This is a genomic window from Mycolicibacterium pallens, from assembly GCF_019456675.1.
In the GTDB taxonomy this organism is placed as follows: Bacteria; Actinomycetota; Actinomycetes; order Mycobacteriales; family Mycobacteriaceae; genus Mycobacterium; species Mycobacterium crocinum.
On record NZ_CP080333.1, the window covers coordinates 1879221 to 1906089 of the forward strand.

A 26869-nucleotide genomic window follows, 5' to 3' on the forward strand; every position below is an offset into this window, starting at 1 on the left:
GCCACGGAAAGAGAAGTGATGAATCCGGATGGCAGCCCGAGCCTGGCAGGCCCGGAGCGGTTGGTGTACTTCTCCAGCGTTTCGGAGAACACCCACCGCTTCGTGCAGAAGCTGGGTATGCCGGCCATCCGGATTCCCCTTCACGAGCGCATCGAGGTACACCAGCCGTATGTTCTGCTCCTGCCGACCTATGGCAGGGGCCGGGGCGACAGCCCGACGCTCGACGCCAAGGGTTACGTCCCCAAGCAGGTCATCAGGTTTCTGAACAATCCGCACAATCGGTCCCACATCCGCGCAGTGGTGGGGGCCGGCAACACACAATTCGGTGCCGAGTACTGCTTTGCGGCCAGGCTGGTTTCGCACAAGTGCAAGGTGCGACTGCTCTACCGCTTCGAAATGATGGGAACCGCAGAGGACGTGGAAGCCGTTCGTGCGGAATTAACGAAATTCTGGAAGGACGAGGACACGTGCCACCTACAGTCACAGCTGCTGAGCCTGTAACGACGTCAGGGCACGCGTTGCCGGGGGAGACCGACTACCACGCGCTCAACGCGATGCTGAATCTGTACGACGCGGACGGCAAGATCCAGTTCGACATGGATGTCCTGGCCGCACGCCAGTACTTCCTCGAACACGTCAACCAGAACACCGTGTTCTTCCACAATCAGGACGAGAAGCTCGACTACCTGATCCGCGAGAACTATTACGAGCGTGAGGTTCTCGACCAGTACTCGCGCAACTTCGTCAAGACGCTGACCGATCGCGCCTACGCCAAGAAGTTCCGGTTCCCGACCTTCCTCGGCGCCTTCAAGTACTACACCTCCTACACGCTGAAGACCTTCGACGGGAAGCGCTACCTGGAGCGGTTCGAGGACCGGGTGGTGATGGTGGCGCTGACGCTGGCCGCCGGCGACACCATGCTGGCCGAGAAGCTGGTCGACGAGATCATCGACGGCCGGTTCCAGCCGGCCACCCCGACGTTCCTCAACTCGGGCAAGAAGCAGCGCGGCGAGCCGGTGAGCTGCTTCCTGCTGCGCATCGAGGACAACATGGAGTCGATCGGCCGTTCGATCAACTCGGCGCTGCAGCTGTCCAAGCGCGGTGGCGGGGTTGCGTTGCTGCTGACCAACATCCGCGAACACGGCGCGCCGATCAAGAACATCGAAAACCAGAGCTCTGGCGTCATCCCGATCATGAAGTTGCTGGAGGACTCGTTCTCCTACGCCAACCAGCTCGGTGCGCGCCAAGGTGCCGGTGCGGTCTACCTGCACGCGCATCACCCGGACATCTACCGCTTCCTGGACACCAAGCGGGAGAACGCCGACGAGAAGATCCGCATCAAGACGCTCTCGTTGGGTGTGGTGATTCCGGACATCACGTTCGAGTTGGCGAAGAAGAACGAGGACATGTACCTGTTCTCGCCGTACGACGTCGAGCGCGTGTATGGCGTTCCGTTCGCCGACATCTCGGTCACCGAGAAGTACCACGAAATGGTCAACGACGGCCGGATCCGTAAGACCAAGATCAAGGCGCGCGAGTTCTTCCAGACGCTGGCCGAGCTGCAGTTCGAGTCCGGTTACCCGTACATCATGTTCGAGGACACGGTGAACCGGGCCAACCCGATCGACGGCAAGATCACGCACTCCAACCTGTGCTCGGAAATCCTGCAGGTGTCGACGCCCTCGGAGTTCAACGAGGATCTGTCGTATTCCAAGGTGGGCAAGGACATTTCCTGCAACCTGGGCTCGCTGAACATCGCCAAGGCGATGGACTCGCCGGACTTCGCGCAGACCATCGAGGTGGCCATCCGCGGGTTGACCGCGGTGAGCGACCAGACGCACATCTGGTCGGTGCCGTCGATCGAGCAGGGCAACAACGATTCGCATGCCATCGGTCTCGGGCAGATGAATCTGCACGGATACCTTGCGCGCGAACGGATCTTCTACGGATCCGAAGAGGGCATCGACTTCACCAACATGTACTTCTACACGGTGCTCTACCACGCGCTGCGCGCGTCGAACAAGATCGCGATCGAGCGCGGCGCGACGTTCAAGGGCTTCGAGAAGTCCAAGTACGCCAGCGGTGAGTTCTTCGACAAGTACACCGAGCAGGTGTGGGAGCCGGCGACGGAGCGGGTGCGCGAGCTGTTCGACAAGGCGGGCATTCGCATTCCGACCCAAGAGGATTGGTTGCGGCTCAAGGAGTCGGTGCAGAAACACGGTATCTACAACCAGAACCTGCAGGCCGTTCCGCCGACCGGGTCGATCTCGTACATCAACCACTCGACGAGCTCGATTCACCCGGTGGCGAGCAAGGTCGAGATCCGCAAGGAAGGCAAGATCGGCCGCGTCTACTACCCGGCGCCCTACATGACGAACGACAACCTGGAGTACTACCAGGATGCGTACGAAATTGGTTACGAGAAGATCATCGACACCTACGCCGCGGCCACTCAGCATGTGGACCAAGGGCTTTCGCTGACGCTGTTCTTCAAGGACACCGCCGACACCCGCGAGGTCAATAAGGCGCAGATTTACGCCTGGCGCAAGGGCATCAAGACGCTCTACTACATCCGCCTTCGCCAGATGGCTCTGGAGGGGACACAAGTGGAAAATTGCGTCAGCTGCATGCTGTAGCGCGCGATTGAGTTAGCAGTGAGGGCGAAGATTCCGCGCAATCTTCGCCCTCACTGCTGTCTCAAGGGGTCTTGCCATCCGCACGTGTCAGACGTCAGGCTTATCGTCGCCTCATGGCGGCTGAACTTCCGACCGGAGGCGTGATCTACGGGATCAGACTCCGGTCGGAGTCGGTGTATCGCTATGTAGGACTTACGACTAAATCCGCCGAGGTTCGCTTAAGGCAACATCTCAAGATCGCTCGGTCTGGTAGGAAGACGCCGTTTTACGATTGGCTGCGGGCCCATGAGGGCGATGAAATTGATGTCGATCTGCTCGACTGCGTGGAAGGTCTCGACAACCTCGGTCGGGAGGAAATCTTCTGGATTAGGTTGCTTCGTCAGGACGGGCACCCGCTGCTCAATCTGTCCGAAGGCGGACTCGGTCCTATGGGTATCGAGTGGACCGCCGAGATGCGGGAAGCCGCGAGGGTTCGATCGACCGGACGGAAGGGCGTCAGTCGATTCGCTGCTGAAAATCCTTTCTACGGCAAGACTCACGCGGCTGAGCAACGTGTGAAATGGTCCAGAACGCGAAAGGGGCAGAACTCAGGACCGGATAACCCCAACTTCGGGAAGTTCGGAAGCGACCACCCGAGTTTCGGCCACGTCATGTCGCAAGAAGCTCGCGAGACTCTGTCCAAACAGAGGCGAGGCACGGGCAACCCGAATTATGGCCGGCGTGCGAGCGATGAGACTCGGGCGAAGATGTCAGCTGCGCGAAAGGGACGGCCTAGGCCGTCAAGCAAACGCAGTGCGCACACTCGGTATCACACGAATCGGGGAATCAAGAGCGACAAGTGTCCCTACTGCATAGAAGAGCCGGACTGACTAGCACTGAGTTGAAACAGAAGTCGAGTATTTAAGTGTTCTCGCGGCTGCTGGACGACTCTGTCAATCGCGCAAGCCCTTCCGGGCGAGCAGCTCAATCAATGCGGTGGCGATGACTTTCGCGATCGGCTCCGGTCTATCTCTCCGACGGCATCCACCGGGATCCCGCATAGCCACCGGAGGTACCCGTGCACGCAATGATGTTGGTCAACATGCCTGTCGCCGATGTCGAGCGCTCGCGACGGTTCTTCTCCGATCTTGGATACGCATTCAACGACCAGTTCAGCGGCGACAATTCAGTGACGCTGGTGCTGGGCGACAATCAATTCGCGATGCTGGTGCAGCGCGACGTGTTCGACTCACTGCACCCGGTGGAGACCGCCGACGCCACGAAGGTCAAGGAGTGCGTCGTCTGCCTCACCGTCGACAGTCGTGAAGCGGTGGACGCGTTGGTAAATCGCGCCCTCGCTGCGGGCGGCACCGATGGTGATGCCGAAGACCACGGATCCATGTACGGCCGCAGCTACAACGACCTCGACGGCCATTCCTGGCAGATCTTCTGGATGGACGCCGAGGCGGGGTAGAACGAATACCCGAGCGCCACCGCAAGAATGGCGAATTTGATCGAGGCTGCGACTTGGGCACGGCGCGCGTTCACTGCGACATCTCGTCGGTCGAGCACGCGCAGTAGGGCGACGCCCTCGACTGCATCACCCGCGACTGCGGCGGCAGCCAGGGCTGGTAACCACGCCGGGTGACCCCGGCGTCGACGTTGCCGGTCGACGAGCAGGCCCAGCAGAATTCCGTAGCTGGTCATGTACCCGAAGTCGAGCCACATGGATAGGCGAGCTGCGCGCTGGCCGTCTGCGCCCCACCGGTCCATGATGGCCTCGGCTTTGGTGGAGGTGCCTGCCAGCTCGAACGGGATGATTCCTGGCCCGCCGGTACGACGCATCCGATTTTCGAGCCGCAGCATCACCAGGGAGTAGCCGACATAGCCGATGGTGGCTGCCGCTACTGCGTTGAGACCGTAGTGAGAGCGACTATTCGCTGATTTCTTCGCTCTCATTGCGGTCTCAACGGGTCTTCTCGGCGCGCAGCGCCTTCAGACGCCGTTCCTCGGCCAGCACGTTCTGGTAGCTCTCGCGTTCGGCGACCAGCCAGTCGGGCTTGTCGGCGAGCACCGCGTCGATCTGCTCGGTGGTCAGCGCCTCGGTCACACCGCCGCGGGTCAGCCCCGCGATCGAGACGCCGAGCTTGGCCGCGACGAGGTTCTTCGGGTGCGGACCGTTCTTGCGGAGGTCCTTCAGCCACTGCGGCGGGTCGGCCTGCAGCGCGGCCAGTTCGTCGCGGGTGATCGCGTTTGCCTGGAACTCCTCGGGCGTCGCCGGCAGGTACACGTCCAGCTTCTTTGCCGCCGTGGCGGGTTTCATCGACTGCGCGTTCGGCCTGCTCATGGCATCAGAGTATCGGTAGCCTGAGGCGGTGACCCAGTCCTCGCTCACGCTCGGGTACGTCCCGGGCGCGACGCCCGCGAAGTGGGCACGGATCTGGGCGGAGCGTCAGCCCGGGGTGCCGCTGAAGCTGTGTGCTGTCACCGCGGCGGACGCGGCAGCCGACGTGCGGGCACGCGCGGTCGACGTGGCATTGCTGCGCCTCCCGACCGACACGTCCGGGTTGTCCGTCATCCCGCTCTATGAGGAGACGACGGTGGCCGTGGTGCCGACCGATCACCTTCTCACCGCAACCGACGAGATCACCTCCGCGGACCTCGACGGTGAGCCGACCCTGCTGCCGCTCGACGACGTCGTCGCCTGGCCGGAGGCTCCCGGCAAGCCGATCGATCACCGGCCCGAGACCACCGAGGCGGCAATAGAACTCGTCGCAGCCGGCTTGGGTGTGCTGATCGTTCCGCAGTCTTTGGCCCGGCTGTACCACCGTCGGGATCTCACCTACCGGCCGATCACCGGCGCACCGACTTGTGCTGTGGCGCTTGCCTTCCCGGAAGGTCCGCCGTCGGTACTGGTCGACGAATTCACCGGGATCGTGCGGGGGAGAAGACCCGGGTCGTCGCGGGGGCAGGCGCAGCCGGCACCGAAGCGCACCGCGCGGGAGAAGACACTGGCCAAACAGGCCGCCCGCGCTGCCGCGGGCAAGGTCGCCCGCACGCCGGGCACCACCAAGCGGCGGCGGCCTTAACCCGCGTGTGACGCTGTTTTACCTGGTCAACACACACGCTTCGAGATACTCGAGCGATGACCGAGCTGACGCACGTCCCAGCCTCCACGTCGGCGGCCGACCTGGCCGACCACCTCCGCCGTGACGGCTACGTGATCGTCGACAACCTGGTGCCGGAATCGCTGATGGACACCATCGGCGACGAACTGGCGCCCTACCTCGACGCGACGCCAATGGGCTACAACGCGATGATCGGCCGCAAGACCCGGCGCACCGGTGCGCTCGTAGCCCGATCACCGGCCTGCCGCACGCTGATTCAGAACCCGTCGATCCTCGGTGTGTGCCAGGACTTCCTCGGCCATGCGAGTGCCTTTCAGCTGATGCTGACCCAGGTCATCTCGATCGAACCCGGCGAATCGGACCAGGCGTTGCACCGCGACCAGAATGCCTTCGACTTCTATCCGTTTCCTGACGACTACCACGTGCAGTGCAACACGCTGTGGGCGATGACCGACTACACCGCCGAAATGGGCGCGACCCGGGTCCTCCCGGGAAGCCAGGTCGGGAACAAGAAACCGACGGACTACGCCGACGACGAGTGCGTGCAGGCCGAGATGACGCGGGGTTCGGTGCTGCTCTATTCCGGCAAGATCGTGCACAGCGGCGCCGCCAACCGCAGCCAGAAGGTCCGGCGTGCCATCAACGTCAACTACTGCGTCGGGTGGGTGCGCCAGGAGGAGAACCAATTCCTTTCGGTACCAACCGAAGTGGCGCGCACACTCGATGACGACCTGCTGAAGCTGATCGGCTACCAGGAGGGCGCCTGGGCGATGGGGTACTTCCGCGACTTCGAAGACCCGCTGCGCGCGGTCCGCGGTGACGCCGTCGGATACGGCTTCGACGCAGCCAAGCTCAACGGCAGTGCCGGCGCCGCTTTCGCCGACCAGCTCACTCACAGTGAGTAAGGCGGCGGCCTGCGGTTAACTAGACGCATGGCCGCACTCATGCCGGCGGCGTTCGTCGGACACGGCAGCCCGATGAACGCCCTGGAGCTCAATCGCTACACCTCGGCGTGGCGGGCGTTCGGGCAGGCGGTGCCGCGCCCACGGGCGCTGCTGGTCGTCAGCGCGCACTGGTACATCAACGCCACCGCCGTCACCGCGATGGCCACACCGCGAACGATCCACGATTTCTACGGCTTTCCGGCCGAGCTCTTCGATGTGCAGTATCCGGCACCGGGACTGCCGGAGCTCGCCGAGGAGGTCGCCGACGTGGTCGAACCGACCTGGGTTGGTGCCGACGTCGACAGTTGGGGGATCGACCACGGCACCTGGTCGGTGTTGGTGCACGCGTTTCCGGACGCGTCGGTGCCCGTGGTTCAGCTGGCGATCAACGCCTACAAACCGCTGGAGTACCACCTCGAACTCGGCGCCAAATTGGCGGCGCTGCGCGAGCGGGGCGTGCTCATCCTGGGGAGCGGCAACGTCGTCCACAACCTGGCGGGCATGGATCCGGGCATGGGGGACAAGGCCTTTGACTGGGCGCAACGCTTCGATGACCAGGCGCGGGCGCAGCTGCAGACCGACCCGGCCGCCGCCGTCCGGCTGCGCGAACACTCCGACTACACGGCGGCGGTGCCTACCCCGGACCACTTCCTGCCGCTGCTGTACTTCGCGGGACTGGCCGCCGCCGACGGCGGCGGGGTCGGGGTGCTCACCGACGGCTGTGCTTACGGCTCGCTGTCGATGACGTCGTACACGCTGGGGCTCGACAGCGCCCTCACCGCAACCGACGACGGTGGCGCGGCCGCACCGGCCAGTGGGGTGCCCGTCGACGAAACCAACATCTGACTGATCTACGCCCGTAGACTTTGTGGGGTGATGGAGTTGCGGACATATACGTTGGCCGATGCCGGCGCCCTGCGGAGCTATGTCTCGGAGTTCTGGCCTCGCCACATTCGCACATTGCGCACGTACGGCATCACCGTGCACGGTGTGTGGACCGAACTGTCTGCCGACGAGCCACGCGTCCTCGCGCTCGTCGATTACTCGGGCGGCGATCCGCGCGCCTTGGCCGAGAGTTACCGCAACAGTGAGGACTTCGTCGAAGACCACCGCCAGTTCGACGCATCACTCATCATTGCGACACACACGCAGATGCTTCAGCCCATCGCGGGTTCCCCGCTGCAGTGACGGGAGGAGACCCCATCGCCACATCCACACCACCCACGCGAAACGCGGCTGCGACCCGCGAGGCGATTTTGCGCTCGGCGATCGACAACTTCGCCCGCGCCGGTTATGACGGCGTGGGCGTCCGTCAGATCGCTCACGACGCCGGCGTCACCGCCATGTTGGTGAACAGGTACTTCGGCTCGAAGGAGGGACTGTTCGCCGAGGCCGTCGAAACTGCTTTCGCCACACCGGTATTCATCGGCGAACAGTCTGACGACCTCGTCGGTGACATCGTCAGGATATTGGTGGCGAAGAGCGGGCCCAACGCGGACGCGCCGCAGCCGTTTCTGATCATGCTGAGGTCGGCGTCGAATCCGGCCGCCATGGCGATCGTGCGTGCAGCCATCGAACGCCACGTCGGCGCGAGATTGGCGCGGCAACTGGACACCCCGGACCGGCAACTACGCAGCGAGATCTTGCTCGCGGTGATCAGCGGAATGCTCATGATGCGCGGGGTGGTCGGGACCCGGGCCCTCACCAGGGGCAAGGCCGCCGACGTCGCACGTGTGCTCGAACCCATGATCGCTGAGCTCCTCGGGAATTAACCCGCAAAAGTCTACGTTCGTATACATCGAAGGTATACGGGTGTAGACAAGGAGGCCGCGGTGGAACTGGGATTAGCAGGCAAGCGGGCGCTGGTGACCGGCTCGAGCGCGGGCCTCGGCCGCGCGATCGCCGAGATGCTCGCCTCGGAGGGCGTGTCCGTGATCGTGCACGGACGCGACGCCGATCGAACCGACGCCGTGGTATCCGCGATCCGCGCGAACCACGGCGAGGCCGTCGCCGTGCTTGGTGATCTCTCGACCGAGGACGGGGCTGCCGCGGTTGCGCAGGCCGCGGGGAATGTCGACATCCTGGTCAACAATGCCGGCTACTACGACGGCGCATCATGGGCGGACCTCTCCACCCACGACTGGACACGCATTCACCAGATCAATGTCGTCTCCGTCGTACGGATGATCGCGCATGTGGTCCCCGGCATGCGCCGACGGGGTTGGGGCAGGGTCATCCAGATCGGCGGCGGCCTGGCTGTTCAACCGGTCGCGGAGCAGCCTCACTACAGTGCGACCTTGGCCGCTCGCCACAACCTGACCGTGTCACTCGCACGCGAGTTGTCCGGCACCGGCGTCACAGCCAATATCGTCGCCCCGGGAGCGATCCTCACCGACAGCACACGAGACATGGTGATGCAGGCTGCCGCCGCCAACGGCTGGGGACCTACCTGGCCGGACATCGAAAAGGCCGCGGCCACAACGTGGTTCCCCAACGACATCGGCCGGCTCGGTCGGCCTGAGGAGATCGCGGCCGCGGTGTGCTTCCTCGCCAGCTCGCATGCCGGATACATCAGCGGTGCCGACCTTCGCGTCGACGGCGGCACCATCCGCAACGTCAGCTGAACCCAACCAATCATCAACGAAAGGTCATCGTCATGTCGCACGTTTTTCTCATCTCCGGAGCATCTCGCGGGCTCGGACGCGCCATCACCGAGGCGGCCCTGACCGCCGGGCATCGCGTGGTCGCGGGCGTTCGTTCCACCGCGTCGCTTGACGACCTGGTGGCTGGCGAACCCGAACGTCTGGCCGTCGTCGAACTGGACGTCACCAACGCGGAGCACATCCGCGCAGCCGTGGACACCGCGCTCGAGCGGTGGGGGCGCCTCGATGTTCTAGTCAATAACGCCGGATACGCCAATATGGCCGCCGCCGAAGACGTCGATTTCGACGACTTTCGCGCACAGGTCGAGACGAACTTCTTCGGCGTCGTCCGACTCACCCAAGCGGTGCTGCCCGTCATGCGCTCCCAGCGTGCCGGCCACATCATCCAAATCTCCTCTGTCGGTGGCCGATTGACACGGCCAGGCCTGGCGGCCTACCAGTCGTCCAAGTGGGCCGTCACTGGTTACTCCGGGGTCGTCGCCCAGGAGGTCGCTCCGCTCGGCATCAAGGTGACGGTGCTGGAACACGGTGGGATGCGTACCGATTGGGCGGGCTCGTCGACGCGCATCGCTTCGGTCCGTCCCGAGTACGAGGCGACCGTGGGAGCTGCCACGCAACTGAGCCAGTCCGCGAACCTCGGCGCCAGCGATCCCGTGAAAGTCGCGGCGCTGCTTATGGACATCGTCGACATGGAAGCCCCGCCGGCCCGACTGCTCGTTGGCCCCGACGCCTACCGCTACGCCACCGCTGCCGGTCGTGATCTGCTTGCGGCCGACGAACGCTACGAGGCGCTGAGTATCTCGACGGCAGCCGACGACGCCACAGCTGATCAGCTCAATCCGCTTGGCGCCTAGCCGATCAGGTCAGACCAGAACGGAACGGTCGGCGTCGGCACGCGCGACGGATCGGGGTCGGCATAGTCGGAAAGGTCGGCAGCGCAGCAACTTACGTCCGTCTGATACACCGACAGCACAGGATGCCCGGAGGTGCCGCGGCCTGCGGGCAGATAGTGATTGGCGTGCAGCGGCACCAGCTGCGGAACCCGCTCCAGATGATAGTTCGCGCTGCGCAGCGCGTCCTTCATGCGCGCCGGGCGGGCACCCCAATCGGCACCCCAGAAGTCCCGCCACTCGACGGCGAACAAGATCCCGTCGACGGGCAGCCTGAGTCGCTGCTGCAGGCTTCGCCGCGGTGCAGACCGCCAATCCGGCCAGCCATCGCCGATCGGCAGAGCCGAAGCCAGAAAAGCGCGATGGTCGTCGGCGAACTCGAAGCCGAATTCGCGCTCGATACGCCTCAACTCGTCGTCGGTGAGCCCCGGCGTCATTGTTATCGAGCCGTCGTCGAGCACGCGAGCTCTCAGAAGCTGTGTTGCGGCCCTTGGGCTTTCTTGTACAGCGCCCTGAGCATCACGTCGCGGAACCGGTTGTTGTCAATCAGCTTGATTCCCGCGTTGGCGACCTGCGGATAGCCCAGCAGCTTGTGAAAGTAGCGTCCCCGCTTGTACTCCCGGCCCCACGCCGCTTCCATGCGCTGCGCGTAGTTGGTGAAGTCGTCGGGTCCGCCGTTCTGCAGCGCAGCAATTGCGCACTCGCCGGCAGCCAGGCCCGATTCCAGGGCTTTCGAGATGCCCGCACCGGACGCCGGCTTTCCCGCGCCGAGCGAGTCACCGGTGAACAGCACGCCAGGACGCCACGGCGGCCACGCCGTGAAGCCCATCGGCAACCGCCACGCCCGCACGCTCTTGTTCTTCTTGAGCTCTTCGATCGGCGGCAGTTCCCACTCCGGCGGCAGGGTGCGCAGGAAGTCGCCGAGAAACTGGGTGGCGTTGATCGACTGCCAATTCTTGTAGCTGTTCACGTAGCCGAGGCCGATGTTGAACACGCCGTTGCCCATCGGGAACACCCAGCCGTAGCCCGGCAGCTGGTCGCCCTGGAACGCCAGCTTCAAATAGATGTCGAGGCTGTCCGAGTCGGGACGGTTGGCGGGCATCTCCGAGCGGATCGCGATCGCCGAGTAGCCGTTGTACTCCGAGTCGATCTTCAGCGCCCGCTTGATCGGGGAGTAGGCGCCGTCGGCGGCGATCACCGCGTCGCCGAGCACCTTCTCGCCGCTCTTGAGCACCACGCCGACCACTCGGCCGTTGGCATCGAGCTCGGGTCCGGCCACCTCGGCGCCCTGGCGCACCTGAGCCCCCGCCGATTCGGCGTGCTTGAGGAGCAACGTGTCGAGGTGCTCGCGACTGACGGTGTGGCCGTGGTCGGGCATCCCCGGACGCTTAGGGAACGACAGTTCCCACTGTGACGGGCTGAAGACCGTCACGCGGTTGACCCGATGGAACGTGTTGACCTCGTCGGCCAAGCCCATCTTCTGCAGATAGCTCACCGCGCGGGCCGTGAGGCCGTCACCGCAGGGCTTGGGCCGCGGGAACTGCGCCTTGTCCAGCACCACCACTTTGGCGCCGGTCTGCGCGGCCTGCCATGCGGCCGCGGATCCTGATGGCCCCCCGCCTGCTACCACCAGGTCGAATCGCTCGGTCACTACGTCTCTCTCGCTTCGATAATCGGTTGTCCCGATGCTATCCGAGATCGGGGTATCGCTCCGCTCGGCGAGAGCCGGCGTCAGACCGATGTAATTGTCGTCACGCGAGGTCGGCCCTGGTCAGCCGTCGCTGCGGGTACAGTGCGTGACGTGCGCAAAGTGTCCAGATCGCGTGCCGGCTCCGAGCCCGGCAAGGTCGACGCGCGCAGCGAGCGCTGGCGTGAGCATCGCAAGAAGGTGCGCGCCGAGATCGTCGACGCCGCCTTCCGCTCGATCGACAAGCATGGACCCGAGGTCAGCCTCCGCGAGATCGCCGAAGAGGCCGGCACCGCGAAGCCGAAGATCTACCGGCACTTCACCGACAAGTCCGACCTCTTCCAGGCCATCGGCAAACGGCTGCGCGACATGCTGTGGGCTGCGATCTTCTCCAACATCGACGCCGCCACCGACCCGACCCGCGAGGTGGTCCGCCGAGGGGTTGCCGAGTACGTCAACCTCGTCGAGCAGCACCCCAACGTGTTGCGATTCATGTTGCAGGGCCGCTTCCCCGAGCAGTCGGAATCCACCCAACGGGCGCTCAACGAGGGCCGTGAGATCACGATGGCGTTCGCCGACACGTTCAACAACGAGCTGCGCGGCATGCAGCTCGATCCCGCCGCGCTGCAACTGGCTGCGGCGGCTGCCTTCGGCGCGTGCTCGGCGGCCACCGACTGGTGGCTGGGTCCCGACCCGGACAGCCAGCGCCGGATGCCGACGGACGAGTTCATCAATCACCTGACCACGATCATGCTCGGCACGGTCAACGGCACCGCTGACGTGCTGGGCGTCAATCTCGATCCCGACCGCCCGATTCACGACGCCATGCAGAGGCGCGCCGCCGTCAGCTGAAACGGCTAACCCGATACCGCCGGTATTGGGTATTTTGGTTCCCATGACCGTTGCAGAACCGAGCGTCGCCGACACCACCACCGAACCCGTGCACACCCGGGCGCTGGTCATCGGCACCGGATTCTCCGGGCTGGGGATGGGCATCGAGCTGCAGCGGCGCGGCGTCGACTTCCTGATCCTGGAGAAGGCCGACGACGTCGGCGGCACCTGGCGCGACAACAGCTATCCCGGCTGTGCGTGCGACATCCCCGCACACCTCTATTCGTTCTCCTTCGAGCCCAAGCCGGACTGGACCTACATGTGGTCCCTGCAACCGGAGATCCTCGACTACCTCAGGGGCGTGACCGAGAAGCACGGCCTGCGGCGCTACATCCACTTCGGCGCCCGCGTCGAGCGTGCCCACTGGGATGACGCCGAGTATCGCTGGCACGTCTTCACCGAGGACGGCCGTGAGTACGTCGCGCAGTTCCTGATCTCCGGGGCCGGCGCGCTGCACATCCCGTCCATCCCCGACTTCGAGGGCCTCGCCGACTTCGAAGGGGAGGCGTTCCATTCGGCGCAGTGGGATCACAGCGTTGACCTCACCGGCAAGAAGGTCGCCGTCATCGGCACCGGCGCCAGTGCGATCCAGCTCGTCCCGGAGATCGTCGACAAGGTCGGTGCGCTGCAGCTCTATCAGCGCACCCCGGCGTGGGTGCTGCCGCGATCCAACAACCCGATCCCGCACTGGATGCGCAACGCGTTCGGCACGGTGCCCGGGACGCGTGCTGCGTTGCGCACCGGCATCTACTGGTTCCAAGAGGCGCTCGGATTCGCGATGACCAAACGTCCGGAGCTGCTGGTGCTCGGCGAGAAGGCCGGCAAGTGGAACATCCGCCACCAGGTCCGTGATCGCGAGCTGCGGCGTCGGCTGACCCCGGCCTATCAGGTCGGCTGCAAGCGAGTCCTGTTCTCCAACAACTACTTCCGCGCTATCGCCAAACCTCATTCAGAGCTGGTGACCGATCGCATCGCCCGGATCACCCCGCACGGCATTGTCACCGAAGACGGGACCGAACGCGCCGTCGACGTCATCGTGTTCGCGACCGGCTTCCATGTCACCGACTCCTACACCTACGTCGGCATCAAAGGTCCCGGCGGTGAGGATCTGGTGGACCGGTGGAACCGCGAGGGCGTACAGGCGCACCGCGGGATCACCGTCGCCGACATGCCGAACCTGTTTTTCCTGCTCGGGCCGAACACCGGGCTGAGGCACAACTCGGTGGTGTTCATGATCGAGTCGCAGATCCGCTACGTGGGCCAGGCGATCGGAGCCGTTGATAAGGCCGGCGCGCAGGCGCTGGCGCCGACGCGTTCGGCGCAGGACGCGTTCAACGCCGAACTGCAGGACGATCTGCAGGACGCGGTGTGGAGCACCGGCGGCTGCAGCAGCTGGTACCTCGACGAGCACGGCAAGAACCGCACGCTGTGGAGCGGCATGACGTGGCAGTACTGGTTGGCAACCCGCTCGCTGAAGCGCGAGGAGTACCGCTTCTCCGGGGTGCGCTGACCCGACACGCCGACGTGATTTGCGGCGCGCGCCGGACCTGTGGATTCGAGGTCTGTGAAACACAAGTTGTTGTGTTGCGGCGTGTTGTCCGACCCCAGGGGTAGTGTTTTGGTCGTCAGCCGGAAACGGGGCAAACAGCGTGGTGAAGTGGGGTTTCGGTGAGCGATGGAACGAAGCTGATCGACCGGGCGACGGCGATCAACTGGAACCGTGTCATTGACGAGAAAGACGCGGAAGTCTGGGATCGCTTGACCGGTAACTTCTGGCTGCCGGAGAAGGTGCCGGTATCCAACGACATCCCGTCGTGGGGCACGCTGACCGCCGACGAGAAGCAGCTGACGATGCGCGTTTTCACCGGCCTGACGCTCCTGGACACCATCCAGAGCACGGTCGGCTCGGTCAGCATGATCCCCGATGCGCTCACCCCGCACGAAGAGGCGGTGCTGACCAACATTACGTTCATGGAGTCGGTGCACGCCAAGAGCTACAGCTCGATCTTCTCCACCCTGTGCTCGACCACCGAGATCGACGAGGCCTTCCGCTGGTCGGAGGAGAACGTCAACCTGCAGCGCAAGGCGCAGATCATCCTCGACTACTACCGCGGTGACGATCCGCTCAAGCGCAAGATCGCCTCGGTGTTCCTCGAGGCGTTCCTGTTCTACTCCGGCTTCTACCTGCCGATGTACTGGTCGAGCCGGGCCAAGCTGACCAACACCGCAGACCTGATCCGGCTGATCATCCGCGACGAGGCCGTGCACGCCTACTACATCGGCTACAAGTTCCAGAAGGGGTACGCGGTCCAGACCGAGGAGCGCAAGCAGGACCTCAAGGACTACGCCTACGAACTGCTGTATGCGTTGTACGAGAATGAGATTGAGTACACCCAAGATCTGTACGACTCGGTCGGTCTGACCGAGGACGTCAAGAAGTACCTGCGTTACAACGCCAACAAGGCGTTGATGAACATGGGCTTCGAGGCGCTGTTCCCCCGCGACGAAACCGACGTCAACCCGGCGATCCTGTCGGCGTTGTCGCCGAATGCCGACGAGAACCACGACTTCTTCTCCGGGTCGGGCTCCTCGTATGTGATCGGCAAGGCCGTCGTCACCGAGGACGAGGACTGGAACTTCTGAAGTTACTGTTCAGGGCGATATTTGAGCTGAGGGCGGATCGGAAACGGTCCGCCCTTTTGCTTGTCTCGGAACCGTCGCGCGAAGCTTCTGCCCACATTTTGCCCACATTTCTCTACGCTGGTGGGCATGGCAGTGGTGGCGGCGTATGACACGAAGCAGGGCAAGCGGTACCGGGTTCGCTATCGCACACCGGACAACCGCCAGACCGACAAGCGCGGCTTCAAGACGAAGCGGGATGCCGAGCGGTTCGCCAACACCGTCGAGGTGGCCAAGCTCAAAGGGGAGTACGTCAACCCTGCCGACGCCCGCAAGACACTGGACGATCTAGGCGAGGCCTGGCTCGAACGGCAGAAGGGCCACCTGAAGCCGTCCGGGTACGCCGTCATGGAGACTGCTTGGCGCGTAAGAGTCAAACCGCGTTGGGGCCACGTCGCCCTCGGAGACATCAAACCCAGCGTCGTCGGTCACTGGATCGCTGAGCTTGGACGTGCCAGCGATGAAGCCAAGGCCATCAAGCCCGCGACCATCAAGCGCGCTCACTATGTGCTCGCCCAGATCCTCGCTGACGCGGTCACCGACAACCTGATCCCGAAAAACCCTGCCGCCGGGCTGCCACTACCGAAGACGGCGCGCAAGAGGCCCGTCTATCTCAGCCATCAACAAGTCGATGCGCTGGCTGACGCTGCGGGCGCGAACGGCGCGCTGATACTCACACTGGCCTACACAGGCCTGCGGTGGGGCGAGACCATCGGTCTGCGGATCAGCGATCTGGATCTGCTGCGCAAGCGCGCACTTATCCACGAGAACGCCGTGCAGTCGGGCACGGGCATCCATGTCGGCAGCCCAAAAGCTCACAAACAGCGGACGGTACCGCTGCCGGAGTTTCTCGTGCCGATGCTGGCGCGGTTGTGCGAGAACAAGAGTCGGGCAGACCTACTGTTTGGTGATGGCGAGCACCTGCGGCGACCCCACCCCATCTCTGGATGGTTCGCCAAAGCGGTCGCGGCATCTGGGGTACCTCGGGTGACTCCGCACGACCTGCGCCATACAGCGGCATCCCTGGCTGTCAGCGCGGGTGCCAACGTCAAGGCGGTACAACGCATGCTCGGGCACGCCAGCGCGGCAATGACGCTCGACCTGTACGCCGACCTCTTCGACGACGACCTCGAAGCTGTCGCTACCGCCCTGGACCAGGCGCGCACGGCGGCCATTCGTTCTAGTAGCTAGACGAAAATATCTGTGGCCCAACATATCTCATCTCAGCGACATAGCATCTCCCATCGTATCTGCCTAGTGTGCAGCGGTTCGGACCCTGTACAGTTGATGGCACAAGCGTCCCGGACGATGAAGGTCCGACAAGATTGGTCGTCCTAACGGGCGATCCTTCCGGGATCAACGCGGCATCACCTGGGTGAGGCACCAGGCGCAGCGCACACCGCCAGGAACCGGAAGTGTCGGACTACCGGCCCGTCCTGGGGAGCCGTGCGGCAGTTTCCTACTGTCGCGAGGTTCTTCATCATGAGTGACGTTCTGGACGTCCTGCGCGCTTCTGGTCGCTACAGCCAAGCTAAGCGCAACCATCACCCTGACCACCCTGCTGTGGTGTCAGCTCACCGTGAGCTGATTACTGCTCGTCTAATGGCCCACCTCGGCGAGATCATCACCGGGGCACCAACTCTGACCACCGAGCAGGTCGAGCGCGTCTCGGCGCTGCTCCGCGAGAGTGGTGACCGGTGAGTGCGCCTGACGTCGGCCTCGCGAAGGCCGACGAGGTGGCTGCGTTCCTGCGTACAACCCAGAACCAACTGGCTCGGCTGCGATATGAGGGTCACGGTCCGCAGTACATCAAGCTGGGCCGCTCGATCAGGTACCGCTGGAAAGACGTTCAGGCGTGGGTAGACGGCAACGTCCAGGGCGGTGCGCGGTGATTGCCGCGCCGTTCACTCAGCCCGAACGTCGACAATGCCAAGAGATGATGCCCACATGAGTCCCCCACACGAAGAGAGCCGCCCCGGCGGCAATGCCACCAGGACGGCCCACAAGTCCAATGCCCAGGACTCCAATGAGCTTACTACGAAGCCCCGCAGGCTGATTGAACTCATCGGTCCTTTTCGAGGCCAGCACAATCCGCTGCGTGGCGGATGGAGTGCAGAGCAGCTTCAGCTCGTGGCTGGGGCGATGGGGGGAACCAAGGACGCAGTGGCGATGGTTGCATGCTCGCTTGTGGCCGAGGAGCGCGCTACGGGCATGCCGCTGCGGTACTCCCGCTCGCAGAAGAACTACAGCTACTGAACTTCCCCCGAGACCGTGGAGGCATCAACAATAGGGATCGAGATGCCAGAGAAACGGAAGAAGTACGACCGGGAGTTCCGTGAGGGTGCTGTCCGGATCGTCGAGGAGACGGGCAAGCCGATCGCGGCGGTCGCGCGTGATCTGGGGGTACACGAGGGCACGCTGGGCAACTGGGTCGCGCGGGCGCGGGAAGCCCGTGAAGGCCGCGGTGAGCTGACCCGCGACGACCTCGACGAGCTCAAGCGCCTGCGCAGCGAGGTCGCGGAGTTGCGGATGGAGCGTGATGTCCTCAAGCGATCCGTGGTCCTGTGGGTGAAGGAGGCGACGAAGTGAGTGTGGCCCGCTTCATCGCCGACCAGAGGACCAAATACCGTGTGCCTCATACATTTACCTGCACATTGTTGGGTGTCGGCGTGTCCTGGTTCTACAAGTGGATCGGCCGTGCGGAGTCGGTTGATGGGGTGCATACCGATACTGATCGGCGCCGTGTCGAGATCGACGATGCGGTCAAGGCAGCGTTCGGGAAGGCCAGGGGACTGCACGGTTCGCCGCGACTGGTGGCTGACCTGCGCGATCTCGGATGGACGGTGTCGGAGAAGACGGTGGCCGACTCGATGCGCCGCCAGGGCCTGGTCGCGCGCCGTATCAAGCGCTGTGGCGGGCTGACCCGCCAGGACAAGACCGCACCGAAATTCCCCGACCTGCTCAAACGGGACTTCGCCGCCGCCGCGGCGAACTGCAAATGGGTGGGTGATATGACCGAGATCCCGACCGAATCCGGGAAGCTGTATCTGGCCACCGTGATCGACCTCTACAGCCGCCGGCTACTCGGTGCGGCGATGGGCCTGCACCCCGACGCCGAGCTGGCGTGCGCGGCCATCCAGATGGCCGTGACAGCCCGCGGTGGCCGTCAGGCGATTTGGCGCGACGACGAGTCGCAGCGGGTCATATTCCACACCGACCGTGGGAGCACCTATACCGCCAAGAGCTTCACGAGGGTGTGTCGGCGGTTGGGTATCCGGCAGTCGATGGGCCGGGTTGGGTCGTGTTTCGACAATGCCGCCGCGGAGGCGTTCTTCTCCTCGCTGGAGTGGGAAGTGCTGTCCCGCAATACCTTCCGTGATACTATCCAGGCGCAGGCTGTGGTCATCGACTGGTGCTACACCTTCTACAACCACCAACGCCGGCACAGTTCGGCAGACGGGTTATCGCCCGTCAACTACGAGATCAGGGAATCCAAGACCGAGCCGGAAGCGGCATAGGAAACCCTCCACGATTTCGGGGGAAGCACATACTTCGACCGCTACGAGGGCGACCCATTGATGACCTACCGGCGGGTGGTTGATGCGGTCGACTGGCTGATGGACCACGGCTACGCCGAGGGGCGCACGGGGCTATGGCATTTCGGGAAGCAGTCCATCGTTCGGGCAACACCCAAGTTGATGAGCCTTGTCGGCGGGTTGGTCGACGTGAGTGCGCGTAAAGGCGCGATGCTGAAGGACGAGATCCTGCTGCGTGACAAAGTTGGTGGGGCGATTGGCTTTTACGACACGGACGAGATCCGGTTGATGCGGCAGCAGATGAAGGTCATCAACGCTCACCTGGCAGATCAGCGTTGCTTCTTCAAAGGCACCGAGATGTTCATCCCGCCCGCCGCTCGCATCTTCAACCAGAACTTCCGTCGGGGTGGCCGCCTCTACCATCAGGGCAGCTCGTACCAGCAGATGCCCGAGCACAAGCGTGGCCAGATCGAGCTGCTTCTTGATGACGGCACTGTGTCCCCGATGGTTGAATTGGACTTCGACAGCCTGCATATGCGCCTGATCTACCACCAGGCGGGCAAGCGCCAGCCTGACGGTGATCTGTACGCCATCCAGGGCTACAGCCGCAGGCTGGTCAAACGGGCCACCCTGATTGCGATCAACGCCGACGGCACCGAGATCGGTGCGATCGCCAAGGAACTGGAAGATGACGAGGAGCTGGCACTGGACAACGGGCTGCATCACCGCAGCCCTACGGCGTTGAGAGCAACGGCCTCGCAATTGGTCGCAGCGATCAGGCGCAAGCACTACCGGGTGAAGGAGTTCTTCGGGACCGGCTGCGGTGCGGAGCTGATGAAGGCCGACAGTGACATGGCCGTACGGATCATGTTGACGATGATCGAGAAGACCGGTCGCTGTCCGCTGGTGGTGCATGACTCTTTCCTTGTTCCCCAGTGCGATGCGGAACACCTCAAAGAAGTTATGGCTCAAACCCTTACCTCAACTGCCACCTCCGAAGTCAGTTCCCAGACCACTCCACCCCCTCTCCCTATCCACATGGGGAAACACGGCACTGAGCAGCAGATGTACAGCGTTACGACAACCGCGATGGAAGCTTCAGAGAAGATGATCAGTCTGGGTAGGCCGCCATGAATCCTGCTCGACGATCTAGACTGCACGGATAGGAGCTACGCCAGCGGATCTAGGAGCGGGTGGCCCCGACTACCGGTAGCGGATTGCAAGCACCGGCGACGTTGACCGGAGGTTCGCGGAAACGTCTTTGCACGGAAATATGAATAGGTGCTTGGGTGTTTCGACGCCTATTTTCTCGACCCGGTTCTGGAGTTGCGTAGCGCGCACGCAGCTCCAGAAGAGCTGGGCCGCAACAGCTCTACTTACCCTGTAGTGGGCGTAAAACGGGATGAAATGAAAGCCAAGTTATAGCTACTAGAACCGCCAAACGGGACTGCCCCCGGTTTGGTTGACTCCTGACCTGTGAGGATTCGTCCTCGCTGGAAGGATCAATCTCGTGCCGAAGCCGTTTCCTGCCGAGTTCCGTGCTGATGTCATCGCCGTGGCCCGCAAGGGTGAGGCGCCGTTGCGTCAGATCGCGAAGGACTTCGGGATCTCGGAGGCCTGCCTGCACCGCTGGCTCAAGATTGCCGACCGCGAGGACGGTGTCGACCGGCCCGGTCCTGCCGCAGCCGGCGAGGACGTAGCAGTGCAGCTGCGTGAGGCGCACAAGCGGATCAAGCTCCTCGAGCAGGAAGCCGAGGTGATGCGCCGCGCGGTCGGATACTTGTCGCGGGACGCCAACCCAAAATGATGTACCCGCTGGTCCTTGACCTTGCCGCCGACGGGATACCCGTCACGGTGACCTGCCGGGTCCTGGGATTCTCCACCCAGGCGTTCTACAAATGGCGCAAAGCGCCCGTGTCACAGCGTGATTGGGACGATGCGCATCTGATCAACGCTGCCCGCGACATCCACGCCGATGACCCCGCCTTCGGGTACCGGTTCATCGCTGATGAGTTGCCCGAGCGTGGGATCACCGCCGGCGAGAACCGCGTCGCGCGGCTGTGTTCGCAGGAACGAATCTGGTCGATCTTCGCCAAGAAGCGTGGACTGAACCGCAGATCCGGACCACCAGTACACGACGACCTCGTGCAACGTCAGTTCAGCGCCCCGGCCGCCAACCAGGTCTGGCTGGCCGACATCACCGAGCACCGCACCGACGAAGGCAAGCTCTACCTCTGCGCCATCAAAGACGTCTACTCCAACCGGATCGTCGGCTACTCCATCGACTCCCGCATGAAGTCCTCACTGGCGGTGGCCGCCTTGACCAACGCCGTGGCCTTGCGGTCGCCCGTGTCGACGATTGTCCACTCCGACAGAGGCAGCCAATTTCGATCTCGGAAGTTCGTCCAGGCACTGTCACACAACGGATTACACGGATCGATGGGTCGAGTCGGAGCATGCGGTGACAATGCCGCCATGGAGTCGTTCTTCGCCCTGCTGCAACGCAACGTGCTCGACCGACACCGATGGTCCACCCGCGCCGAACTACGCCTGGCGATCGTGTCCTGGATCGAGCGGACCTACCACCGACGCCGCCGGCAACGCGCACTCGGCAGGCTCACCCCGATAGAGTTCGAACTGCTCCACACACCAGTCGCAACCGCGGCCTGAAATTCACACCCCGCGAGTCAACTGAACTCGGGGCAGTCCCAACCAGCCGTGACTTGGTGTAGGGGCGTTATCTCCCTGAGCTGGTAAAATGCTAAGCGCGATGATGAAAAGCGGTGCTACAGAGCGCAATATGCCCTATTTTTTCAGCAAGCTCCTTGTGACGGTTCGAGTCGGAACGCTAAGTCGCCTGACAACGAGGCGTTTTGGGGTAATCACAGCCCATATCGTCGGCGGCGATACCTGTGGACGCTGATGCGATGTACGAGATGAGCGGTGTCCTGTACACCCACGAAGAGCTGGCCGCCACGATCGAGGCTGAGGCCGCGACGCTCGACCCAGATCAATGGGTAGGCGGTTGGAACCTCACCGATTACCTGATCGAGGCCATGCAGGCGGGCATCATTACTCGCATAAACCACGATGAGGATGTCGACTACTACTCGTAGCTGCTGTCAGGCGAAGCGCGAGTACTTCCAAGCCCCCCACAGCAGTCGACCCATGGACCGGCGTCTGGGTCACTGCTCATCAACTTCATCCAGTAGCCGTCTCGGGTCGACGCCGATGAAGTCGGCGATTTTCTCCAGCGTCTGGAGCGTCAGGTTGCGCTCGCCTCGCTCCACACTGCCCATGTAGGTGCGATGAACGCCCATGTAATCAGCGAACGCCTCTTGGCTGTAGCCACGCTCCAGTCGCGCTTTGCGCAGGTTGCGACCCACGATCCGCTGCAGCTCGCCTTCCATAACGCCATGCGACGTTGCCGGTCCGCTACTTGAAGGTCTACAGACTTATAAGTAGCATCAACTCTCCTGTGGGTTGGCTCGGACCGAGTCGCACACACTCACAAGGCATCTGGGGAGGGGCTAACTTGGCGGCGCTACGACAGCTCGGCATCAGTGCCTACGGGCTAGCATCGACGATCGCTCTCCTGGGCGCTTGTGTGTCTGCAATTCCGGCCACCGCTGAACCGTGGGCACCCACAGCCGTCGAGCAGCGGTACCTGACGGACGTGGATCAGTACCTCACTCGCCCTCGGCCACCGGACCCGTTCGTCCTCCAACTGGGCTATCAGGCGTGCCAGGTCCGACGCGGCGGCGGGTCATCCGATGAAGCCAAGGTCGCAGTATGGAAGACCTGGGCCTCGTCCGGCCTCGGCTTACCGTCTGGCGCGGTCGTCGGCTCGCTGATCCACGTCGCGGTGGACAATCTGTGCCCCGAGGTCGGCTACCCATGACCACCGAGCGATGACAGCAAATCCCGGCTGGTATCCCGACCCCGACGGGAAGGGTGGTCAGCGCTATTTCGATGGGTCGAGCTGGACTGATGCTCGCATCGCCCCCAAGAAGCCATTCGCCTGGGCGTCTGTGCCGATTGCCGGGTGGATCGGATTGGCGCTCCTCGGGATAGTCATCGTGGTCGTCTTCGCCGTCGTCGCGTCGGGTGGTTCTCGCGACAGCGCGTCTTACCAATATGGACGCGAACAGGTCAGCCCGTTGGCTATCACTTTCATGAAACAGGGTCTCCAAGGGGGGCCTAACGAGTTATGTCGACAGGCCGCTGACGCGGTCCTCTGGGTGAAGAACGATTTCGTGGCGGAAGACGTTGTCGCGGGCTGCGTCGACCGCCTCAGCAATTAACGAAGGGGCGTAGCTGTATTCCAAGTTGTTTGGATCGTATCCACACCGATGAAGATTGGGGATTCTCCGACATGACGTGCACTGCGGGACCGAATCGTAACGACCGCCAGACCTACGAGGCGCGTGGCGAACGGACTAGAGGTTCAAAATTCAACGGTGCAGGTGATAAATTCGCAACTGGCGTGCTGGTCGCGAGCGTTCTTGCATTGGCGTTATGCGGAACTGCGCGAGCCGACAATGGTCAGGACCAACGATTTCTCGCCGCTCTCACCTCCGCCGGTTGGTCGATTACCAACGCAAGCGTTCTCATACACCAAGCCCATGAGGTTTGCGTCGAGGGATTGGCGCATGGCGTGTCCTGGCAGGAGATGCGCTCCGCGCTCATGGGTTATGGATACTCGCTGTCGGAGTCGTCGACACTGATAGCTCAAGCCGTCTCGGTTTATTGCCCTAATCGCAAATCCGCAATAGCCGATATGAATTCCTGAATAATAATCCCCGGAGCGGAGCAACTAGCCGTAAGCGGTAAGGCAAAGAGCAATCCGCTGGTGGGTTGCGCTGCCGGGTCGGACGGAGCGTGGAGTGAATGTGTGTGTCTCGAAGGGCTCCCTTCGGAATTGTCGCGATCGCCTGACAATTTCGTCTATGTGTAGTCATCGGATCGCATGAAAGCGCAAGCGCCTTATGGAGGTTTGCTGGCCTTGCTGCCCCGACTGACAGCGTTCTGATATACATCTTCCAGCGTTGTGACAGGGAATCGGGGGCAGCGGCAATGGCTGGTGGGCACAGAGCGAAATCCTCAGCGCAGGCCAAGGGCGGTAGAGGTCGTCACCGCACCAAGACTTTTGGTCACCGTGAGCCGTATGCCTGGTTGAGTACCGGCGCGATCACACTCGGCATCGGTGCGGCATTGGCGAGCGGGTCGGCTGTCGCACAGGCGGACACAGCCCAGTCCGGCGCATCGCCGCACTCGACTAGAAGCGACGCGGGAGGCTCGACTCGTGCGGCAAGTGCTGCTGGCCCGGTGGCGACCAGCAGCCAGCGCAGGCTGGGCGTCAACACCAGCGGTTCTCGGGGCGCGACCGGCTCGACGGGGCCTTCCGCTCAATCGAGTACCTCGAATCCGGCGACGAGTGTCGCGGCAGCGCGCTCCGAGACGACGACACCGAAACAATTCGCCTCAGAGTTGATCTCGGCCACTGGCGGCAGCAATTCGGTTTCGCTGTTCTCAAACTCTGGAGGTGCCGGATCAGCGCGACGCGCGGCCTCTGTTCGTTACCCCTCCGCTGCGGCGGTAGGAACCGTTACGACTGTCAGTAGCGGCTCTTCGGCCCCGGCGGCTGCGATCAGTGCGGTGCTTGAGTCGCAATCCGCTGCGGCTCCCGGCCAAGCCCCCACAGCCAAGGCCGTTGTCTCCTCGACAGCACCTTGGTCCAGGTCACCGTTGGCGTCGGTGGCGAAGGCCCTTGAGGGGCTGCTGTTGTCACTGGGCGGGATGAGCACGACCAACCCCAAACCGACAAACCAGATCCAGCGGTTCCTGTACTCGCTGGCCAAAGGTCTGAGCAACACGTTCGACTCAGCCCCACCGCCGGGAACCCCCACTGTCGGGACCCCCGACCTCAACACCGGCACCGTGACTGGATCCTTGGGGTTCGCGACTGGGACTGGCTTGACCTTCACCCACAGCCAGCCCAGCCAGGGCACTGTGACCGTAGCCAGCGATGGCACCTACATCTACACCCCAAACCAGGCTGCCCGCCAAGCCGCCACGGCCACCACCACCGACACCTTCACAGCCACCGTGCACGAAGGCCTGTCGACCAATTCAGTCACCGTCACGGTGCCCGTCGATCCCGGCACCCCCGTGGCCGGTACCCCCACGGTCGGCAGCCCCAACGTGAGCACCGGGGTGGTGACCGGCAACGCGGTATTCACCGACACCGCCGGGCGGACCCTGACCTACACGCCGGGCGACCAGCAATACCCTCTGAACGCGCCTCCGCCCATCACACCCAACGGCCCGGTATTCACAAGTACCAGCAACGGCGGCGGAACCGTCACTCTCAATTACTTCACCGGCGTCTTCACCTACATGCCGTCCGAAGCCCAACGTCAGACCGCCACCGCCACCACAACCGACACCTTCACCGTGACTGCCTTCAATTCGGTGCGCACCGCCACTGAAACCGTCACGGTGCCCGTCGATCCCGGTGCCCTCATCGCCGGTACACCCACCGTCAGCAACCCAAACACCGAAACCGGGGTCATCACCGGTAGAGCAGTGTTCACCGACACCGCCGGACGGACCCTGACCTACAGCACCCCAGCCACCAGCAGCGGCGGCGGCACGGTCAGCATCGATACCGATACCGGGGCCTACGCCTACACCCCTACGCAAGCTCAACGCCAGACCGCGACCTCAACGACGATCGACACCTTCACCGTGACTGCCTTCAATGGCGTGCGCTCGTCCAGCGAGACAGTCACAGTCCCCGTCCTACCGGCAACTCCCACCGTCGCCCCCAGCACTCCCACCGTCACGGCCACCATTCCCGTCGGCCAGTCACCGACTTCGGTCGCACTGAGCCCCGATGGCAGCAAGCTTTATGTCACCAACTTGACGGACAACACCCTGTCGGCAGTCGATACCGCAACCAATACGGTGCTTTGGACCGCGACTTCCTCGACGGTCGGCCATACCCCTGGCGCGGTGGCGGTGCGCGGCGATGGCGGCGTCTATGTCGTCAATATGAGCGACGGAACGATATCGCTCATTTACGGCCAAAGTACCAGCGGAGGAACGATCAACGTCGGAGGGCGACCAGACGGGATCGCGCTGGGTTCCTCCGGTTATGCCTATGTCATCAAGGTGCCCGCGAACAACAGCCAATACGGGACGATAACGGCCATTTATTCGCCCACAGGGGCAGTCCTGGGCAGCACCACTGTCGGACCCGTGGGGACCTACCCGCAAGCAATCGCATACTCCAACAGCGGCATTGGCACCCGCTTGTACGTGGCGAGTGTCCCAAGCAAGGCGGGCTCCTATGGCACGTTGACGGTGTACCGCGTCACCGAGTACCTCAACTCAACCCCGTACATCGCCCCACCCACTCTGCAGACCGTCGCCACGATCCCGGTCGGAACACCGGGCAACTTCCCCGTCGCGGTGGCAGTTAGCCGCGACGGCAGCCATGTCTACGTCGCCAACAGCACGGATGGCTCCGTGTCTGTGGTTGACGCCAGCACCGACGCCGTGACCGGCACCATCCCCGTCGGGGCCGGTCCAGAACAAATGGCGATCAGCCCCGACGGCACCCGGCTGTACGTCACCAACGGCGGAAGCAACACCGTGTCGGTGATCAACACCAGCACCAACACCGTCGTGAACACCGTCCCCGTCGGTACCAGACCACAAGGAATCGCGGTGAGCCCTGACGGATCACACGTTTATGTGGCGAACTCTGGAAGCAACACCGTATCGGTAATCACGGTTTGAGCCTCACCAATCAGTGACATAGCCGACGGG

General features: G+C 63.4%; 31 protein-coding genes. 25 read left to right on the forward strand and 6 right to left on the reverse strand.

Annotated features, from left to right (window positions below; all coding sequences use genetic code 11):
* Window positions 1-18 precede the first annotated feature (18 nt).
* From nrdI to K0O64_RS09240, 3 genes are all read left to right on the forward strand, one after another.
* On the forward strand, window positions 19-501 hold the full coding sequence (gene nrdI, locus K0O64_RS09225) for a class Ib ribonucleoside-diphosphate reductase assembly flavoprotein NrdI (protein ID WP_096310899.1): 483 nt from the start codon (window positions 19-21) through the stop codon (window positions 499-501).
* Window positions 468-2636 carry a class 1b ribonucleoside-diphosphate reductase subunit alpha gene (nrdE, locus tag K0O64_RS09230; RefSeq protein WP_096310900.1) on the forward strand — a complete coding sequence of 723 codons (2169 nt, stop codon included), beginning with the start codon at window positions 468-470 and terminating at the stop codon, window positions 2634-2636. The genes nrdI and nrdE overlap by 34 nt, the downstream gene beginning before the upstream one ends.
* A gap of 1081 nt (window positions 2637-3717) precedes the next feature.
* Window positions 3718-4089 carry a VOC family protein gene (locus tag K0O64_RS09240; protein WP_321189725.1) on the forward strand — a complete coding sequence of 124 codons (372 nt, stop codon included), beginning with the start codon at window positions 3718-3720 and terminating at the stop codon, window positions 4087-4089.
* Here K0O64_RS09240 and K0O64_RS09245 read toward each other — a convergent pair.
* Window positions 4029-4481, reverse strand: a complete 453-nt coding sequence (locus tag K0O64_RS09245) for a hypothetical protein (RefSeq protein WP_125477413.1) — start codon at window positions 4479-4481, stop codon at window positions 4029-4031. The two genes, K0O64_RS09240 and K0O64_RS09245, sit on opposite strands and share 61 nt — an antisense overlap.
* A gap of 100 nt (window positions 4482-4581) precedes the next feature.
* Window positions 4582-4962, reverse strand: a complete 381-nt coding sequence (locus tag K0O64_RS09250) for a DUF5997 family protein (protein ID WP_096310903.1) — start codon at window positions 4960-4962, stop codon at window positions 4582-4584.
* A 28-nt stretch (window positions 4963-4990) separates the two neighbouring features.
* On the opposite strand from K0O64_RS09250, the gene K0O64_RS09255 reads away from it, so the two are divergent.
* Genes K0O64_RS09255 through K0O64_RS09285 form a run of 7 tightly spaced genes read left to right on the forward strand, consistent with a single transcriptional unit; the run spans window position 4991 to window position 10204 of the window.
* The gene (locus tag K0O64_RS09255) at window positions 4991-5704 is read left to right on the forward strand and encodes a LysR substrate-binding domain-containing protein (protein ID WP_096310904.1); all 714 of its coding nucleotides are present in this window, start codon (window positions 4991-4993) and stop codon (window positions 5702-5704) included.
* Between the two features lie 56 nt (window positions 5705-5760).
* On the forward strand, window positions 5761-6648 hold the full coding sequence (locus K0O64_RS09260) for a phytanoyl-CoA dioxygenase family protein (protein ID WP_096310905.1): 888 nt from the start codon (window positions 5761-5763) through the stop codon (window positions 6646-6648).
* A gap of 39 nt (window positions 6649-6687) precedes the next feature.
* On the forward strand, window positions 6688-7533 hold the full coding sequence (gene ygiD, locus K0O64_RS09265; RefSeq protein ID WP_096312769.1) for a 4,5-DOPA-extradiol-dioxygenase: 846 nt from the start codon (window positions 6688-6690) through the stop codon (window positions 7531-7533).
* Window positions 7534-7563: 30 nt separating this feature from the next.
* Entirely contained in the window at window positions 7564-7875 is a 312-nt protein-coding gene (locus K0O64_RS09270) for an NIPSNAP family protein (protein WP_096310906.1), read from the forward strand.
* Entirely contained in the window at window positions 7872-8459 is a 588-nt protein-coding gene (locus tag K0O64_RS09275) for a TetR/AcrR family transcriptional regulator (RefSeq protein ID WP_225933671.1), read from the forward strand. The genes K0O64_RS09270 and K0O64_RS09275 overlap by 4 nt, the downstream gene beginning before the upstream one ends.
* Window positions 8460-8519: 60 nt before the next feature.
* A complete protein-coding gene (locus tag K0O64_RS09280; protein WP_096310907.1) occupies window positions 8520-9311 on the forward strand; it encodes an SDR family NAD(P)-dependent oxidoreductase in 792 nt (263 codons plus the stop codon).
* Between the two features lie 32 nt (window positions 9312-9343).
* Window positions 9344-10204, forward strand: coding sequence for an SDR family NAD(P)-dependent oxidoreductase (locus K0O64_RS09285; protein ID WP_096310908.1), 861 nt, complete (start codon window positions 9344-9346; stop codon window positions 10202-10204).
* Here the strand turns inward: K0O64_RS09285 and K0O64_RS09290 are convergent.
* Both K0O64_RS09290 and K0O64_RS09295 read right to left on the reverse strand, forming a co-directional pair.
* The gene (locus K0O64_RS09290) at window positions 10201-10701 is read right to left on the reverse strand and encodes a hypothetical protein (protein WP_096310909.1); all 501 of its coding nucleotides are present in this window, start codon (window positions 10699-10701) and stop codon (window positions 10201-10203) included. The two genes, K0O64_RS09285 and K0O64_RS09290, sit on opposite strands and share 4 nt — an antisense overlap.
* Before the next feature lie 8 nt (window positions 10702-10709).
* The gene (locus K0O64_RS09295) at window positions 10710-11891 is read right to left on the reverse strand and encodes a geranylgeranyl reductase family protein (protein ID WP_096310910.1); all 1182 of its coding nucleotides are present in this window, start codon (window positions 11889-11891) and stop codon (window positions 10710-10712) included.
* 150 nt (window positions 11892-12041) lie between these two features.
* Here K0O64_RS09295 and K0O64_RS09300 point away from each other — a divergent pair, with 150 nt between their 5' ends.
* The 11 genes from K0O64_RS09300 to K0O64_RS09350 all read left to right on the forward strand — a co-directional run bounded on the left by K0O64_RS09300 (window position 12042) and on the right by K0O64_RS09350 (window position 22149).
* A complete protein-coding gene (locus tag K0O64_RS09300; RefSeq protein ID WP_096312771.1) occupies window positions 12042-12779 on the forward strand; it encodes a TetR/AcrR family transcriptional regulator in 738 nt (245 codons plus the stop codon).
* 43 nt (window positions 12780-12822) lie between these two features.
* On the forward strand, window positions 12823-14328 hold the full coding sequence (locus tag K0O64_RS09305; RefSeq protein WP_096310911.1) for a flavin-containing monooxygenase: 1506 nt from the start codon (window positions 12823-12825) through the stop codon (window positions 14326-14328).
* A gap of 158 nt (window positions 14329-14486) precedes the next feature.
* Window positions 14487-15461 carry a class 1b ribonucleoside-diphosphate reductase subunit beta gene (nrdF, locus tag K0O64_RS09310; RefSeq protein WP_096310912.1) on the forward strand — a complete coding sequence of 325 codons (975 nt, stop codon included), beginning with the start codon at window positions 14487-14489 and terminating at the stop codon, window positions 15459-15461.
* Between the two features lie 126 nt (window positions 15462-15587).
* Window positions 15588-16688, forward strand: coding sequence for a site-specific integrase (locus K0O64_RS09315; RefSeq protein ID WP_096310913.1), 1101 nt, complete (start codon window positions 15588-15590; stop codon window positions 16686-16688).
* 291 nt (window positions 16689-16979) lie between these two features.
* Window positions 16980-17198, forward strand: coding sequence for a hypothetical protein (locus tag K0O64_RS09320; protein ID WP_125477415.1), 219 nt, complete (start codon window positions 16980-16982; stop codon window positions 17196-17198).
* Window positions 17195-17389: a helix-turn-helix transcriptional regulator gene (locus K0O64_RS09325; RefSeq protein ID WP_096310914.1), complete on the forward strand. Its 195-nt coding sequence runs from the start codon at window positions 17195-17197 to the stop codon at window positions 17387-17389. The genes K0O64_RS09320 and K0O64_RS09325 overlap by 4 nt, the downstream gene beginning before the upstream one ends.
* A gap of 406 nt (window positions 17390-17795) precedes the next feature.
* Window positions 17796-18086, forward strand: coding sequence for a transposase (locus K0O64_RS09330; protein WP_096310540.1), 291 nt, complete (start codon window positions 17796-17798; stop codon window positions 18084-18086).
* Window positions 18083-19015 (forward strand): IS3 family transposase, encoded by a 933-nt coding sequence (locus K0O64_RS09335; RefSeq protein ID WP_096311457.1) that lies wholly within the window; start codon window positions 18083-18085, stop codon window positions 19013-19015. The genes K0O64_RS09330 and K0O64_RS09335 overlap by 4 nt, the downstream gene beginning before the upstream one ends.
* Window positions 19016-19075: 60 nt before the next feature.
* On the forward strand, window positions 19076-20167 hold the full coding sequence (locus K0O64_RS09340) for a hypothetical protein (protein ID WP_220046287.1): 1092 nt from the start codon (window positions 19076-19078) through the stop codon (window positions 20165-20167).
* Between the two features lie 376 nt (window positions 20168-20543).
* Window positions 20544-21703 (forward strand): IS3 family transposase gene (locus K0O64_RS09345; protein ID WP_096310916.1). Its coding sequence is split into 2 segments (ribosomal slippage): window positions 20544-20835 and window positions 20835-21703, totalling 1161 coding nucleotides; the frame shifts between segments, so codons are not numbered across the junction.
* A 266-nt stretch (window positions 21704-21969) separates the two neighbouring features.
* A complete protein-coding gene (locus K0O64_RS09350; protein WP_125477416.1) occupies window positions 21970-22149 on the forward strand; it encodes a hypothetical protein in 180 nt (59 codons plus the stop codon).
* A gap of 69 nt (window positions 22150-22218) precedes the next feature.
* On the opposite strand, the gene K0O64_RS09355 is transcribed toward K0O64_RS09350, so the two are convergent.
* Window positions 22219-22443 carry a helix-turn-helix domain-containing protein gene (locus K0O64_RS09355; protein ID WP_096310918.1) on the reverse strand — a complete coding sequence of 75 codons (225 nt, stop codon included), beginning with the start codon at window positions 22441-22443 and terminating at the stop codon, window positions 22219-22221.
* A gap of 197 nt (window positions 22444-22640) precedes the next feature.
* Here K0O64_RS09355 and K0O64_RS09360 point away from each other — a divergent pair, with 197 nt between their 5' ends.
* From K0O64_RS09360 to K0O64_RS09370, 3 genes are read left to right on the forward strand one after another with little or no spacing between them, the layout of a single operon-like run.
* Window positions 22641-22934, forward strand: coding sequence for a DUF732 domain-containing protein (locus K0O64_RS09360; RefSeq protein ID WP_164520043.1), 294 nt, complete (start codon window positions 22641-22643; stop codon window positions 22932-22934).
* A gap of 10 nt (window positions 22935-22944) precedes the next feature.
* Complete coding sequence (locus tag K0O64_RS09365) at window positions 22945-23337, forward strand: DUF2510 domain-containing protein (protein ID WP_096310920.1); 393 nt, start codon at window positions 22945-22947, stop codon at window positions 23335-23337.
* Between the two features lie 29 nt (window positions 23338-23366).
* Entirely contained in the window at window positions 23367-23825 is a 459-nt protein-coding gene (locus K0O64_RS09370) for a DUF732 domain-containing protein (RefSeq protein WP_125477417.1), read from the forward strand.
* 361 nt (window positions 23826-24186) lie between these two features.
* Here K0O64_RS09370 and K0O64_RS09375 read toward each other — a convergent pair whose 3' ends face one another.
* On the reverse strand, window positions 24187-24399 hold the full coding sequence (locus tag K0O64_RS09375; RefSeq protein ID WP_164520044.1) for a hypothetical protein: 213 nt from the start codon (window positions 24397-24399) through the stop codon (window positions 24187-24189).
* Window positions 24400-24832: 433 nt separating this feature from the next.
* On the opposite strand from K0O64_RS09375, the gene K0O64_RS30165 reads away from it, so the two are divergent.
* Window positions 24833-26839, forward strand: coding sequence for a beta-propeller fold lactonase family protein (locus tag K0O64_RS30165; protein WP_256385488.1), 2007 nt, complete (start codon window positions 24833-24835; stop codon window positions 26837-26839).
* The last annotated feature ends 30 nt before the right edge of the window (window positions 26840-26869 follow it).

Coding starts and splice junctions, on each gene's coding strand:
- K0O64_RS09250 (WP_096310903.1), bottom strand. CDS start 4,962: ATGAGCAGGCCGAACGCGCAGTCGATGAAACCCGCCACGGCGGCAAAG.
- K0O64_RS09285 (WP_096310908.1), top strand. CDS start 9,344: ATGTCGCACGTTTTTCTCATCTCCGGAGCATCTCGCGGGCTCGGACGC.
- K0O64_RS09330 (WP_096310540.1), top strand. CDS start 17,796: ATGCCAGAGAAACGGAAGAAGTACGACCGGGAGTTCCGTGAGGGTGCT.
- K0O64_RS09315 (WP_096310913.1), top strand. CDS start 15,588: ATGGCAGTGGTGGCGGCGTATGACACGAAGCAGGGCAAGCGGTACCGG.
- nrdI (WP_096310899.1), top strand. CDS start 19: ATGAATCCGGATGGCAGCCCGAGCCTGGCAGGCCCGGAGCGGTTGGTG.
- K0O64_RS09240 (WP_321189725.1), top strand. CDS start 3,718: ATGCCTGTCGCCGATGTCGAGCGCTCGCGACGGTTCTTCTCCGATCTT.
- K0O64_RS09245 (WP_125477413.1), bottom strand. CDS start 4,481: ATGCTGCGGCTCGAAAATCGGATGCGTCGTACCGGCGGGCCAGGAATC.
- K0O64_RS09365 (WP_096310920.1), top strand. CDS start 22,945: ATGACAGCAAATCCCGGCTGGTATCCCGACCCCGACGGGAAGGGTGGT.
- K0O64_RS09355 (WP_096310918.1), bottom strand. CDS start 22,443: ATGGAAGGCGAGCTGCAGCGGATCGTGGGTCGCAACCTGCGCAAAGCG.
- K0O64_RS09270 (WP_096310906.1), top strand. CDS start 7,564: ATGGAGTTGCGGACATATACGTTGGCCGATGCCGGCGCCCTGCGGAGC.
- K0O64_RS09305 (WP_096310911.1), top strand. CDS start 12,823: ATGACCGTTGCAGAACCGAGCGTCGCCGACACCACCACCGAACCCGTG.
- K0O64_RS09320 (WP_125477415.1), top strand. CDS start 16,980: ATGAGTGACGTTCTGGACGTCCTGCGCGCTTCTGGTCGCTACAGCCAA.
- K0O64_RS30165 (WP_256385488.1), top strand. CDS start 24,833: ATGAGCACGACCAACCCCAAACCGACAAACCAGATCCAGCGGTTCCTG.
- K0O64_RS09260 (WP_096310905.1), top strand. CDS start 5,761: ATGACCGAGCTGACGCACGTCCCAGCCTCCACGTCGGCGGCCGACCTG.
- K0O64_RS09340 (WP_220046287.1), top strand. CDS start 19,076: ATGACCTACCGGCGGGTGGTTGATGCGGTCGACTGGCTGATGGACCAC.
- ygiD (WP_096312769.1), top strand. CDS start 6,688: ATGCCGGCGGCGTTCGTCGGACACGGCAGCCCGATGAACGCCCTGGAG.
- K0O64_RS09350 (WP_125477416.1), top strand. CDS start 21,970: ATGAGCGGTGTCCTGTACACCCACGAAGAGCTGGCCGCCACGATCGAG.